The sequence below is a fragment of the Faecalibacterium prausnitzii genome (genome assembly GCF_003324185.1).
GTDB lineage: Bacteria > Bacillota > Clostridia > Oscillospirales > Ruminococcaceae > Faecalibacterium > Faecalibacterium prausnitzii.
Genome location: NZ_PXUP01000001.1, coordinates 90245 through 104353 on the forward strand (window position 1 = coordinate 90245; position 14109 = coordinate 104353).

Below are 14109 nucleotides of genomic sequence, written 5' to 3' on the forward strand. Positions count from 1 at the left end.
TTTTATCCTTTATACTACCCCGTAGATGCCGTGCACCGACACTTCCCCGGTGAAAACGTGCTGCTCCCCGGCATCGGTGCGCACCACTAAACGCCCCTCGGCGTCCACGTCCACGGCCTCGCCTGCGCCCTGACTGCCGTCCGGCAGGTCAAAGGTGACCCGGCGGCCCAGATTGATGCAGGCAGCCTTGTACTCCTCCCGGAAGGGCGCAAAGCCGTCCCGGGCAAAGGTGTACAGGTTGCGGTCAAAGCCGAAGTCGGTCAGCCCCTCGGCCAGCCATGCGGGGTCTGTGGCAAGATCCACCGCAGCGCCCTGCAAGGCCAGCGAGGTGCCGTGGGGCAGATCGGCGGCGTCAAAATAGCTCTGGGGCTGGGCAAGGTTGATGCCGATGCCGCACAAAATGCCCCGCCCCTGCTGCTGGTAGCCGTAGCTTACACTCTCGCACAGGATGCCCACGATTTTTTTGCCGTTCAGCAAAAGGTCGTTGGGCCACTTGATCTGGCAGTCCACGCCGTAGCGCAGCTGCAGCTGGCGGCGCACCGCAAGGCTTGCCAGCAGCGGCAGGGTGGCAGGCTGTGCCAGCGGCTCTTTGATGGCCACCGTGTAGTACAGCGCCTTGCCCTCGGCGTTTACCCAGCTGCGGCCAAGCCGCCCGCGCCCGGCGGTCTGGTTTTCGGTATATACCGCCGCCACCGGGCCGAACTCCTCAAAATGCTCTTTTACATAGGCGTTGGTGCTGCCGCATTCCGGCAGATAGCGCACCTCGTTGATGCTCATTGCTTGGGTACCTCTTTGTGCTCATAGGCGGTCACTGCGCCGTTTTCCAGCGTCAGCAGACCGTAGGTGTCCGGGCCGGTGTAGCAGCGCCCGCAGGAGCCGGGGTTGAACAAAAATACATTGCCCCGCTGCTCCGCGTGGGGAATATGGGAATGGCCGAACAGCGCCACCTCTGCCCCGCGGGCTGCGGCAGCATCTGCAAGCGTGTCCAGATCGTATTTTACACCGTACATGTGACCGTGCGTATAGAAAACCACCGTCTGATCGAAGCCCGCCAAGCCGTCCAGCGGCTCCAGCGCACCGTAATCGCAGTTGCCGGCCACGGAGTACACCCGCAGATGAGGGAAAAAGGCCAGCGCCTGTTCCAGATCCCGCAGGCCGTCCCCCAAAAAGATCACAGCATCCACGTTGTTCTGCTCTTTGTTCAAAATGCGCTTAATGGCGTCACGCGCGCCGTGGCTGTCGCTCAGGACCAGTAGTTTTGTCACGGAAAAATATCCTCCTCTATACTCATTCGGCAGTCTGCTGCAACAACAGCAGCTGCTTGTAAACTTCGCTCTTGGAATAGGCTGTGCCCTGTGCAGCAGTCTTGGCGGCGGCAGAAGCGCTGAAGCCCTCAATGGTCAGCGCAAAAGCGCGCTGCGCCGCCTGTTCCAGGGTCAGCTCCTCTTCCTCGGCGGCACCGGCGGGTGCACCCGCCATCACCAGTACATACTCGCCCCGGGGTTCGGCGGCGCGGTAGTGCTCCACGGCTTCGCCCAGAGTGGTTTTCCAGATCTCCTCGTGGAGCTTGGTCAGCTCCCGGCACAGGGTAATGCTGCGGTCTGCGCCAAAGGCGGCGGTCAGATCGTCCAGCGTGGTGCGCAGCTTGTGGGGCGCTTCGTAAAAGATGACGGTGCGCTTTTCCTGCAAAAGCTCGGCCAGACGCTCTTTTTTCTGCTTGCGGTTCACCGGCAGAAAGCCCTCGAACACCCAGCGGGAGGTGTCCTGCCCGGAGACCGCCAGCGCCGTGACGCAGGCAGAAGCGGCCGGGATGGGCACCACCTTGATGCCCCGCGCCAGTGCGTCCCGCACGATGACCTCGCCCGGGTCGGACACGCAGGGCATGCCGGCGTCGCTGCACAAGGCACAGCTCTCCCCTGCCTCGATGCGCTGCAAAATGGCTTCGCCCTTCTGCAAGGCGTGCTCGTAGTAGCTGACCATGGGCTTTTTCAGCCCCAGATAATTCAGCAGCTTCATGGTCACACGGGTGTCCTCGGCGGCAATAAAGTCAGCCGCGCCAAAGGTGGCAGCCACCCGGGGCGGCATATCCTCCAGATTGCCGATGGGGGTCGCCACGATGTAGAGAGTTCCTGCCATAATTACCTCCTGAATTTATCGTCCGTACAGCGCCGCTCCGGCGCGGATGAGCACGTCCGGCTCCACCCGCAGGCCGGTCCTGCGGTTCTTCTGGGCTTCCACAAGGAACAGCCACGGGGCGTTTTCCGGGGCGTTCTTTACAAAGGCCAGCCGCTTGGGCTCCAGCCGGTGGGCGCGCAGCACGGCAAGCACCTCAGCCAGCCGCTCGGGGCGGTGACACAGCGCCAGACGCCCGCCGTCCTTCAAAAGCCGGAAGCCGCAGGCACAGACATCCTCAAGCGCGCAGGTGTTTTCGTGCCGGGCAAGGGCGTGGGCGGCGTTCTGGCTCTGCGGCCCCTCGGTAAAATAAGGGGGATTGCACGCGCACACGTCAAATTGCCCCTCGTCCTGCCGCCATGTGCGCAGGTCGGCACAGACGGGAATGATGTGGGTGAGCTGCTGCTCTTCCACCGCTGCCGCCAGTAGGGCGCTGCCCTCGGGCTGCAGCTCCAGCGCGGTGCAGGGGCCGCGGTGCCCCCGGTCGTGCCATTCCAGCGCTACGATGCCGCAGCCAGAGCACAGGTCTGCGGCTTTCTGGCTGCGCTTCGGCTCGCAGAAGCGTGCCAGCAGCAGCGCGTCCGAGCCGAACCGGTGCTCCGGGGTGCAGTAGACCATAGTTCTATTATACAAAACTTCCGTAGAATGTTCCATAGACAGTGTGCCGTTTCCCTTCCAAAAAATGCAGGGTATTTTCCTGCGGAATTTGTGCATGAAACAAAAAGGGCGGCGGCTGCGCAGCATTTTGTGCAGTGCCTCTTTTGCGGTGGACGATCAGGAATGGCCGCCGCGTGTGCTTTGGCCATGTGCGGCGGAAAAATGTTTTTGATTCAGCAGTTCGGCGCGTCTGCGGACGCGCCGAACTGCGTTTTTCATGAATTTACTTTATGATACCACAAAAAAGGACTGCTGCACAGGTGTGCAGCAGTCCTTTTTGATGCGTTTTCAGCAAAAACTACTGATTATTCAGCAGCGATTGCACCAGTGGGGCAAGCACCCTCGCAAGCACCGCAATCGATGCAGGAATCAGCGTTCACAACTGCAGCGCCGTTCTCGATGGTGATAGCGCCAACCGGGCAAGCGCCCTCGCAAGCGCCGCAGCCAACACATGCGTCAGAAACCTTGTGTGCCATAATAAACTCTCCTTTTTTATCCCGTGCCGATGTAATTATGAAGAAACGTACCTTGGCACGGCCACGCACGCCCCCCGGAATTTGTATCCTTGTCTGCATTCTAACAAAGCAGGCCGGAAAAGGCAAGACTAACCGTGCCGCCACAACAATAAAATAAAATATTTTGTGGGGTTGCACAAAAGCACGGCCTAACTTATAGCCAAAATTGCCGGAGATTTTTAGCGAAAATCACGAAGTCTGGTTAGTTTTGTGATACTAACCACTCGGACACTCATTCCTTTTCGCTTGCGCGGCGGCGGGGGCAGGCGGGGCGCTTTTCGTCGTCGGAGCTTGCCACCACCGGGGCGGGGTTGCGCACGCCGGAGTAATCATCGTCCGGGTCGGGACGGCGGGGCGGGCGCTTGCCGCCGCTCACATACTCGCACACGCCCACCTTGTAATACCGGGGCGCAAGGCTCTCGGTGCCGCAGCGCACCCGCAGGTAGCCGGATACCGGGTTCACCTCCAGCACAGTGCCCAGACCGTCCGGGGTGCGCACCGTGCTGCCCACCATGGGCATGATGCTGTTCAGGTACTCGTAGGCGCTCTCCTCGTAGGCAAGGCAGCACATCAGACGGCCGCAGGCACCGCTGATCTTGGTAGGGTTCAGCGAAAGGCCCTGCTCCTTGGCCATCTTGATGGAAACGGGCTGGAAATCCTTCAAAAAGCGGCTGCAGCAGAAGGGCTGACCGCAGATACCCAGACCGCCGATCATCTTGCTCTCGTCGCGCACGCCGATCTGGCGCAGCTCGATGCGGGTGTGGAAGATGCCGGCCAGATCCTTGACCAGCTCCCGGAAGTCCACCCGCCCGTCGGCGGTGAAATAGAACATGATCTTGGAGCGGTCCAGCGTGTACTCGGCCTCCACCAGCTTCATCTCCAGCCCGTGGCGGGCGATGCACTCCTGACAGGTGCGGTAGGCGCGCTTTTCGTCCTCGCGGTTCTGGCGCATCCGGCGGATATCCACGCTGTCGGCCATGCGGGTGATGGGTTTCAGCGCCTTGGGGACGGCGGCATCCGCCAGCTCCAGCACGCCCTGCACCACCTCGCCGCACTCCACGCCGCGGGCAGTCTCCACGATCACATACTCCCCGGCATGGATGACAGCATCACCGGGATCAAAATAATAGCTTTTGCCGTTTTCCTTGAAACGGACCGAAATGACTTTTTTCATAGTGTTCCTCGTTTTTGTATCGGATAAGCCCCGCAAGGGGCAGCTTTTTCAGTCTGCTGTTAGTATACCATAATCAAAAGCACATTTCTATGCAAAAAGAAAAGTCTTTATATCCCCTGAATTTTCCCTCCCCTGCAATGATCCGCCCCGCTCAACCGTATGCAGTATGGAAAAGGTGTCGAAATTTTGTCCGGCGGCAGAAGGGAGGAAAGCGGACAGAATGCCGGTTTTGGGGCGGCAAAGTTGTGCGTTTCGCAGATTTTGACAAAACTTTCGCAAAAAGATTCGCCGCACCTCTATTGAAAGCGCGCGCCTTGCGTGTATAATAGGAATGTTAGGAACCCATTGCCCCCAAAGAGGGAGGAACTGTTGCGCCGGGCGGTGCGGCAGAGAAACGGTAGGATAAGATGGAAAAATTCAGTGTCAAAAAACCATTTACGGTGCTGGTTGCAGTCATCATGGTGCTGATGCTCGGCTTTGTGTCGATCACCAAGATGAAAACCAACCTGCTGCCGAATGTCAGCACACCGTATCTGATGGTGGTCACCGTGTATCCCGGTGCCAGCCCGGAGCGTGTGGAGACCGAGGTCTCGGACGTGCTGCAAAACGCGCTTACGGTGCCGGGTGTTTCAAAGATCACCGCCACCTCGGCTGAAAACTACAGCCTGCTGCTGATGCAGTTCGTGGATGACACGGATATGGACAGCGCACTGGTGCAGGTGTCCAACAAGCTGGATCAGGCCAAGAGCGACCTGCCGGAGACGGCGCTGACCCCTTCTGTGATACAGTACAGCATGAACATGAACGCCTTTATGACCGTGGCTGTCAGCCGCGAGGGCAGTTCGGTGTACGACCTTTCTGATTTTATCAAGAACACCATGACTCCCTACGTCCAGCGCAAGGGCGGCGTGTCCAGCGTATCCTCCAGCGGCCTTGTGGAGCAGCTGGTGCAGGTGCAGCTGAATCAGGAAAAGGTGGACGCCATCAACGAAAAGCTGATGGAGCTTATCGACACTCAGCTGGAAGTGGCGCACACACAGTTGGAGGAGGCCGAGGCCAAGATCAAGGCCGGCCGCGCAGAATACGATAAGCAGTTCAAAAACTTCGGCAATACCGTGTCCAACACGGTCATGGGCACCCTCAGCTCCGAGGTCGGCGAAGCCGTAGAAGTAGTGCGCAAGCAGGCGGAGGCGCTGCTGCAAAGCGTCAACAACCTGATCGCCGTGGTCAAGGAGCCTGAGGTGCAGCAGGCACTCATCGAGGTGCAGGCTGGTTTGCAGCGGGTCATGGACAAGTTCAACAACACCGGTATGCGGGATATCGACTCCCTGATCGAGATCGTGTCCGAGCTGCGGGATATCACCGATAAGCTCTCCTCTGCTTTGCAGACCCTGCAAAACCGCATCAACACCGAGACCGGTACGCAGGGCGAGGGCGCTGCGGATTTGGCAGACGAGCTGCAATTGCAGGACAGCCTAAACGTCATCTATAAGACGCTGGAAGATACCATCAAGGCCATGGACAACGTGCCCGGCATGATGAGCGAGTTCTCCAAAGCGCTGGGCAACTTTACCCAGCAGCAAATGGTCGCCTATATGCAGTTTACCGAAGCCCGCGAGCAGCTGAATGAGTACGAAAAGCAGCTCAGCGAGGCCAAGACCCAGTACGAGGCCGCCAAGGAAAAGGCGCTTGCCAGCGCCGATGTGACCAAGCAGCTGGATATCAAGACCCTTGCCACCCTCATCTACGCCCAGAACTTCTCCATGCCCGCCGGTTACGTTAAGGATGAAAGCGGCGAGTCGTGGCTGCTGAAGGTGGGCGAGGAATACGACAGCGTGGACGATATCCGCGGTGCACTGCTGCTCCATGTGGAGGGCTACGGCGACGTGCGCCTTTCCGATGTGGCAGACGTGGAGATCATCGACAACGCCGCCGACAGCTACACCCGCCTGAACGGCGAGCAGGCTTCGGTGCTGAAAATTTACAAGGACGACAGTTCCAGCGCAGGTGACGTATCTGCCAACTGTCTGGACGCTTTCAAGGAGCTGGAAGCCCAGTACGAGGGTCTGCACGTTGTGGTGCTGTCCAATCAGGGCAACTACATCAGCATCCTGATCAAGAGCATCCTCACCAGTATGCTGGTGGGTGCCGCACTGGCCATCGTCGTGCTGGCCATCTTCCTGAAGGACGTCAAGCCCACGCTGGTGGTCGGCGTCAGTATCCCCCTGTCGGTGCTGTTTGCCGTGGTGCTGATGTACTTCACCGGGCTGGACCTGAACGTCATGACGCTGGCCGGCCTGTCGCTGGGCATCGGTATGCTGGTGGATAACTCTGTCGTTGTCATCGAGAACATCTACCGTCTGCGCGGCCGCGGCGTGCCCGCCGCCCGCGCTGCGGTGCAGGGTGCGCGTCAGGTGGGTATGTCCGTTGTGGCCTCTACCCTTACCTCGGTGTGTGTGTTCCTGCCGGCAGTGTTTTCTGCCAGCCTCATCCGCAGCCTGATGGGTCCCATGTCCCTGTGCATCGGCTACTGCCTGATGGCTTCCCTCATCGTGGCACTGACTGTGGTGCCTGCTGCCTCGGCTACCGTGCTGAAGAATGCCCAGCCCAAAAAGCTGGCATGGTTCGATAAAATTCAGAACGCCTACGGCCGCAGTCTGGAAAAGGCGCTGAAAAATCGCTTTGTACCGCTGGCAGCCGCAGTGCTGCTGCTGGTGTTCTGCTGCTGGCGGGTGGTCTCCATGGGCATCGTGCTGCTGCCCACCAGCACCAGCAACGAGGCCATGATCACCCTTTCCACCACCGATACCCTCTCGAAGGAGGAGTCCTACGATGTAGCCGGTAAGGTGGTGCAGGCTGTGATGGCTGTGGACGGCGTGGAGGAGGTAGGCATTACCCCCGACAACACTGTGGCGGGCATGGATGTTTCCAACCTCGGCCTGCCCTCCACCATCACTGACCTGCTGAACGCCGCCAACGGCTACGGCAAGTATAAGATCAACGTCAAGCTCAACGAGGAGCTCTCCTCTTCCAAGATCGACGCCGCCTGCAAGGCCATGGAGGACGCTGTGGCCGGGGTGGCGGATTGCACCGCCACCGTCCAGCAGTACGGCATGACTGATGACCTGACCAGTCAGCTGTCCACCGGTCTGACCATCAAGATCTACGGCACCGATGCCGAGACCCTGACCGCTCTGTCCGAGAAGGTGGTAGACATCGTGAACAACACCGAGGGCTTCCAGAACGCCACCAACGGTCTGGGCGCGGGCGATTCCACCATCATCCTGCAGGTGGACCGCGATAAGGTACGCGCCAACGGCCTGACCGTTGCGCAGGTGTACCAGCAGATCGCGGCAAAGCTGACCACCACCACCACGGCACAGACCCCTGTTACCGTGGACGGCACCACCATGGATGTGCAGATCAGCAACAATCTGGACCCGCTGACCAAGGAAAACATGATGGACATGACCTTTGAGACCACCGTCATGTCCGCAGACGGCACCACCGCCACCGGAACCTGCAAGCTGTCGGATATCGCCAGCTGGACCACCGGCACCGCACCGGACTCCATCACCAGCGAGAACCGGAACCAGTTCGTCACCGTCACTGCCGAGACTGCCCCGGGCTACAACACCACGGTGCAGGCGCGTGCCGTGAAAAAGGCGCTGGATGCCTTTGCCCTCACTGATGAGATGCCGGAGGGCTGCTCCTTCTCCATGGGCGGCGAGAGCGACAGCGTCAACTATATGACCGACGAGATGATCCAGTGGATGGCCCTGGCCCTGCCCTTTGTCTACCTTGTTATGGTGGCACAGTTCCAGAGCCTGCTGTCCCCCTTCATCGTGCTGTTCACCGTGCCGCTGGCCTTTACCGGCGGTCTGCTGGGTCTGCTGCTCACCGGCCAGCAGCTGACCATGATCTCCATGATGGGTTTCATCGTGCTGATGGGTACGGTCGTCAACAACGGCATCGTGTTCGTGGACTACGCCAACCAGCTGCGCATGGGCGGCATGGAGCGCCGCGCCGCACTGGTGGCTACCGGCAAGACCCGTATGCGCCCCATTCTGATGACCACCCTGACCACCGTGCTGGCCATGCTGCAAATGGTGTTCAGCAACGATATGGCAAGCCAGCTGATGAGCGGTATGGCCATCGTCATCATCTGCGGCCTGAGCTATGCCACCCTGATGACCCTGTATATCGTGCCGATCCTGTACGATATCCTGTTCAAGAAGCCGCCGCTCAACGTGGACATCGGCAGCGACGAGGACTTGGACGACATCCCGGACGATGCCGCCGAGTTCATTGCCGCCCAGTCCTCTGCGGCACAGCCTCAGCCGGAGGCATAAGGCTTACAGCCTGTATCACCAAAGCGCCCCGCATTTCCACCGGAAGTGCGGGGCGCTTTTTGCTATTGTAGGCACTTTCGATGATTCCAACAAAAAATCGCCGCAAAAATTGGATGGTAATTCTAAAAGGATTCCAACACAAAACTGTAAAACTGTGATATAATCATAAATACAGACAAGATGCAAAAGGGGGCAGTCTGCCCCTTTTGCATTTCCGAAAAAAGCTTTAGGAGGCGAGGCCCAATGGCACAGATCCGTTCCAAGCCCTTCGGTGTGACCAAAGAGGGCGCTAATGTTACCGAGTACATCCTCTCGAACCCCGGCGGTATGTCCGTCAGTGTGCTGGATTACGGCTGCGTGATCAAAAATATCATCGTCCCGGCCAAGAACGGCCCGGTGGATGTGGTGCTGGGTCACGACACCATGGCAGATTACGAGAACGACTTCACCTCGTCCGGCAGCACCTGCTGCGGTGCTTTTGTGGGGCGCTACGCCAACCGCATCGAAAACGCCGTCTTTACCTTGGGCGGCAAGACCTACCAGCTGGAAAAAAACAACGGCGAAAACCACCTGCACGGCTGTTTTTCCCGGAAAATCTATGAGGTGAAGTACTTCGGCGACACCCTGCTGATGGAGGCTGTAAGCCCTGACGGCGAGGACGGCTTTCCCGGCACCCTGAAGATCGCGGTGCGCTATACCCTCACCGATGACAACACCTTCCGCATGGACTACCGTGTGTCCTCGGACGCTGACACGATCGTAAACCTGACCAACCACAGCTACTTCAATCTGGACGGCGGCGGCGACGTGCTGAACCAGAAGCTGCGCATCTACGCCTCCCGCTATCTGGAGGGCAACAATACCACCTGCCCCACCGGCAACATCCTGCCCGTGGCAAACACCCCCATGGACTTTACTGCCGGTAAGACCATCGGCAAGGAGATCGACACCGGCTTCTCCCAGACCACCATGGTGGGCGGCGGCTACGACCACTGCTATGTCATCGACCGCGCACGCGGCTCCAGCCAGAGCATCTGCGCATGGGCGACCAGTGATAAGACCGGCATCAGCATGAAGCTGTACACCACCCAGCCGGGCATCCAGCTGTACACCGGCAACTTTTTGCAGGACTGCCCCGCCCCGGGCAAGGGCGGCGAGCCCATGCGGAAGTACGGCGGCTTTGCCTTGGAGACCCAGCACTATCCGTGCAGCCCCTCTCACCCGGAGTTCCCCTCCACGGTGCTGCGGGCAGGCAAGGTGTTCCGCGCCACCACCACCCTGCGGTTCTTCACCGGCAAGCAGTGCGGAAAGCTTTAAAAATGATACACCATGCAAAAACGTCTGCCGAAGCAGACGTTTTTGCATGGTGGGAGGATGCGACTGAGGGAGTTTCCCTCTCCATTTCTATGTTTTGCACAAACAGCGCATTCTCTCCATGTGAAAAGTGCGAAAAATCTCTGTCAATCAAAAGTGCAATGCGCGAAGATGCAACAAAAATATATCTGAATAAAGAAAGCGCCCCTTGCAGTCGGCGGCAAAAAGCGGTATGCTTTAAGCAGACCGGGCAGCGCCCGGCGCAAAGAGAAAAAGCAAGAAATACTATGTGAGAGAGGTACTCGGCTATGGCAATTTTGGTTTCCGGCGGTGCCGGCTACATCGGCAGCCACACCTGCATTGAGCTGTTGAACGCTGGCTACGATATCGTAGTGGCAGATAACTATTATAACGCTTCTCCCGTGGTTCTGGATCGGGTCAAGCAGATCACCGGCAAGGATTTCCGCTTCTACAAGGCAGACATGACCCGCCGCGAGGACGTGGAGAAGATCTTCTCCGAGTGCCCGGACATCACCGCTGTCATCCAGTTTGCAGCCTACAAGGCTGTGGGCGAGAGCGTGTCCAAGCCCATCGAGTACTACTATAATAACCTCAACTGCACGCTGGTCATTCTGGACGTGATGCGCCATCACGACTGCCACAACTTCGTGTTCAGCTCCTCCGCTACCGTCTACGGCGACCCCGCCAGTGTGCCCATCACCGAGGACTTCCCTGTGGGTGCTACCACCAACCCCTACGGCACCACCAAGGCCTTCACCGAGCGCATTCTGCAGGACGTCTGCAAGGCTGACCCCAGCCTGAATGTGGCGCTGCTGCGCTACTTCAACCCCATCGGCGCCCACAAGAGCGGCCTGATCGGCGAGGACCCCAACGGCATCCCCAACAACCTGATGCCCTACATTGCCAAGGTGGCTGTGGGCAAGCTGGAAAAGGTGCACGTCTTTGGCAACGACTACCCCACCCCGGACGGCACCGGTGTGCGTGACTACATCCACGTTGTGGATCTGGCCCGGGGCCATGTGTGCGCCATCCGCAAGCTGGAGACCGGCTGCGGCCTCTTCATCTGCAATCTGGGCACCGGCAAGGGTTACAGCGTGCTGGATGTCATCCATGCCTTCTCCAAGGCCTGCGGCAAGGAGATCCCCTACGTCATCGACCCGCGCCGCCCCGGTGATATCGCCGAGTGCTACGCAGACCCCACCAAGGCCAAGAACGAGCTGGGCTGGGTGGCCGAGTACGGCATCGAGGAGATGTGCGCCGACAGCTGGAACTGGCAGAAGAACAACCCCGATGGCTACCACACCGTGAAGTAATCATGATTTGAACCGGAGCACCGCATATTCTCGCCTGAGAGTGTGCGGTGCTTTTTTTTGTGTCTATATTCTCTATTGACATCCGCTGTCAGTTAGCCTATACTACATTTGTTAACACAGACTAACACATAAGAACAGTACATATAAAAGAAGGCAACGGATATGACGTTAAAAGAGTTACAGATCGGCAAAAGCGCCATAGTGGACGCTGTGGGCGGTGCAGGCGCACTGCGGCAGCATTTTCTGGATATGGGTCTGATCCCCGGAGCAGAGGTCACGCTGGTAAAGCTGGCGCCCATGGGCGACCCCATGGAGCTGCGCATCCACGGCTATGAGCTGACCCTGCGTCTGGACGACGCGGCACAGATCACCGTGACCCCCACCGAAAAGACCCCGGCGGTGCACGCCCCGGTGGCAGAGAAGATGGTGGAGCACCCGGGTCTTGGTGAGGGCGGCAAATACCACACCAAGGAGGGGGAGCATCCCCTGCCGGAGGATAAGACCCTGACCTTTGCGCTGGCGGGCAACCAGAACTGCGGTAAGACCACCCTGTTCAACCAGCTCACCGGTTCCAACCAGCACGTCGGTAACTTTCCGGGCGTGACGGTGGACCGCAAGAGCGGTGCCATCAAGGGGCACCCGGAGACTGAGGTCACCGACCTGCCGGGCATCTACTCCATGTCCCCCTATTCCAGCGAGGAGATCGTTACCCGACAGTTCATCATCGGCGAAAAGCCCACCGGCATCATCAATATCGTGGATGCCACCAACATCGAGCGCAACCTCTACCTGACCATGCAGCTGATGGAGCTGGATATCCCCATGGTGCTGGCGCTGAACATGATGGACGAAATGCGCGGCAATGGCGGTACGGTGCGCATCAACAAGATGGAAGCCATGCTGGGCATCCCGGTCATCCCCATCTCTGCCGCCAAGAACGAGGGCGTGGACGAACTGGTAGACCACGCTGTCCATGTGGCAAAGTATCAGGAGCGCCCCGGGCGCATGGATTTTTGCAGCGAGGATGACCACGGCGGCGCGGTGCACCGCTGCATCCACGGCATCCTGCACCTCATCGAGGATCACGCCAAGGCGGCGGGCATCCCGGTGCGTTTCGCCGCCACCAAGCTGGTGGAGGGCGACCCCCGCATTGAGGAAGCGCTGAAGCTGGACCCCAACGAAAAAGAAATGATCGAGCATATCATCGTGCAGATGGAGCAGGAGCGCGGGCTGGATCGCGCCGCCGCCATTGCGGATATGCGCTTCTCCTTTATTCAGGAACTGGTGGCGCAGACGGTAGTCAAGCCCCACGAAAGCAAGGAGCAGCTGCGCTCCAACCGCATCGACAAGTTCCTTACCGGCAAGTACACCGCCATCCCGGCGTTTATCGCCATCATGGGTCTGGTGTTCTTCCTCACCTTCAACGTCATCGGCCTGTTCTTCCAGAACCTCATGGAAATGGGCATTGATGCCCTGACCGGCGTTGTGGACACCGCCCTGACCAACTGGAATGTCAACGCGGCGGTGCACTCGCTGGTCATCGACGGCATCTTTACCGGCGTGGGCAGCGTGCTGAGCTTTCTGCCCATCATCGTGGTGCTGTTCTTCTTCCTCTCCATGCTGGAGGATACCGGCTACATGGCGCGTGTGGCCTTTGTGATGGATAAGCTGCTGCGCCGCATCGGCCTGTCCGGCCGCAGCATCGTGCCCATGCTCATCGGCTTTGGCTGCACTGTGCCCGGCGTGATGGCAAGCCGCACCCTGCCCTCGGAGCGCGACCGCAAAATGACCATTCTGCTCACCCCGTTCATGAGCTGCTCCGCAAAGCTGCCCATTTACAGCCTGTTTGCGGCGGCGTTCTTCCCCAAGTACGCAGGGCTTGTGATGGTGCTGCTGTACTTCACCGGCATTCTGGTGGGCGTACTGGCGGCGCTGCTGCTCAAGAGCACCGTGTTCAAGGGCGAAGCCGTGCCCTTTGTCATGGAGCTGCCCAACTACCGCCTGCCCGGCCTGAAAAACGTGGCGCAGCTGCTGTGGGAAAAGGCGCGGGACTTTTTGCAGAGAGCCTTTACGGTCATCTTTGGTGCCACCATCATCATCTGGTTCCTGCAGAACTTTGACCTGCGCCTGTCGCTGACCGCCGACCCGCAGACCAGCATTCTGGCGCGCATCGCGGGCGATATCGCCCCGCTGTTTGCCCCGCTGGGCTTTGCGGACTGGCGCATCTCCACCGCCCTTATCTCCGGCTTTATGGCCAAGGAGAGCGTGGTGTCCTCGCTGCTGGTCCTCTTCGGCTCTACGGCTGCCCTGACCACAGCCCTCACCCCGGCACAGGCCGCACCGCTGCTGGTGTTCTGCCTGCTGTACACCCCCTGCATCGCGGCGGTGGCCTCGGTCAAGCGGGAGCTTGGCGGCAAGTGGGCCACCATCATGGTGGTCAACCAGTGCGCCGTGGCATGGCTGTGTGCCCTGCTGGTGCGTCTGGTCGCTGTGGCGGTGTTCTGAACGCAATCATCATATTGAAAAAGAGAACCGGCGCGTCCGCAGGATGTGCTGGTTCTCTTTTTCTCTTGACATCTCCCTGCATCTGC

11 protein-coding genes are annotated in these 14109 nt (G+C 59.3%); 5 read left to right on the forward strand and 6 right to left on the reverse strand.

Annotation, left to right across the window (positions count from 1 at the left end; genetic code table 11):
• Positions 1-9 precede the first annotated feature (9 nt).
• The 6 genes from C7J97_RS00420 to C7J97_RS00445 all read right to left on the reverse strand — a co-directional run bounded on the left by C7J97_RS00420 (position 10) and on the right by C7J97_RS00445 (position 4518).
• Entirely contained in the window at positions 10-777 is a 768-nt protein-coding gene (locus tag C7J97_RS00420) for a biotin--[acetyl-CoA-carboxylase] ligase (protein WP_113991710.1), read from the reverse strand.
• On the reverse strand, positions 774-1265 hold the full coding sequence (locus tag C7J97_RS00425; RefSeq protein WP_006735233.1) for a metallophosphoesterase family protein: 492 nt from the start codon (positions 1263-1265) through the stop codon (positions 774-776). Before C7J97_RS00425 ends, C7J97_RS00420 begins: the two co-directional genes overlap by 4 nt.
• A gap of 22 nt (positions 1266-1287) precedes the next feature.
• The gene (rsmI, locus tag C7J97_RS00430; protein ID WP_113991711.1) at positions 1288-2136 is read right to left on the reverse strand and encodes a 16S rRNA (cytidine(1402)-2'-O)-methyltransferase; all 849 of its coding nucleotides are present in this window, start codon (positions 2134-2136) and stop codon (positions 1288-1290) included.
• Between the two features lie 15 nt (positions 2137-2151).
• Positions 2152-2826, reverse strand: a complete 675-nt coding sequence (locus tag C7J97_RS00435) for a tRNA1(Val) (adenine(37)-N6)-methyltransferase (RefSeq protein ID WP_242983398.1) — start codon at positions 2824-2826, stop codon at positions 2152-2154.
• Between the two features lie 308 nt (positions 2827-3134).
• Complete coding sequence (locus C7J97_RS00440) at positions 3135-3305, reverse strand: DUF362 domain-containing protein (RefSeq protein ID WP_006735241.1); 171 nt, start codon at positions 3303-3305, stop codon at positions 3135-3137.
• 271 nt (positions 3306-3576) lie between these two features.
• Positions 3577-4518 carry a PSP1 domain-containing protein gene (locus tag C7J97_RS00445; RefSeq protein ID WP_097782778.1) on the reverse strand — a complete coding sequence of 314 codons (942 nt, stop codon included), beginning with the start codon at positions 4516-4518 and terminating at the stop codon, positions 3577-3579.
• Between the two features lie 407 nt (positions 4519-4925).
• Here C7J97_RS00445 and C7J97_RS00450 point away from each other — a divergent pair, with 407 nt between their 5' ends.
• The 5 genes from C7J97_RS00450 (at position 4926) to feoB (ending at position 14023) form a co-directional block, all read left to right on the forward strand.
• Positions 4926-8870: an efflux RND transporter permease subunit gene (locus tag C7J97_RS00450; protein WP_113991713.1), complete on the forward strand. Its 3945-nt coding sequence runs from the start codon at positions 4926-4928 to the stop codon at positions 8868-8870.
• 243 nt (positions 8871-9113) lie between these two features.
• Positions 9114-10187, forward strand: a complete 1074-nt coding sequence (locus C7J97_RS00455; protein WP_113991714.1) for an aldose epimerase family protein — start codon at positions 9114-9116, stop codon at positions 10185-10187.
• A 2-nt stretch (positions 10188-10189) separates the two neighbouring features.
• A complete protein-coding gene (locus C7J97_RS14780; protein ID WP_147232737.1) occupies positions 10190-10477 on the forward strand; it encodes a hypothetical protein in 288 nt (95 codons plus the stop codon).
• A gap of 15 nt (positions 10478-10492) precedes the next feature.
• A complete protein-coding gene (gene galE, locus C7J97_RS00460; RefSeq protein ID WP_006735254.1) occupies positions 10493-11518 on the forward strand; it encodes a UDP-glucose 4-epimerase GalE in 1026 nt (341 codons plus the stop codon).
• A gap of 162 nt (positions 11519-11680) precedes the next feature.
• Positions 11681-14023, forward strand: coding sequence for a ferrous iron transport protein B (feoB, locus tag C7J97_RS00465; protein ID WP_113991715.1), 2343 nt, complete (start codon positions 11681-11683; stop codon positions 14021-14023).
• Positions 14024-14109 lie beyond the last annotated feature (86 nt).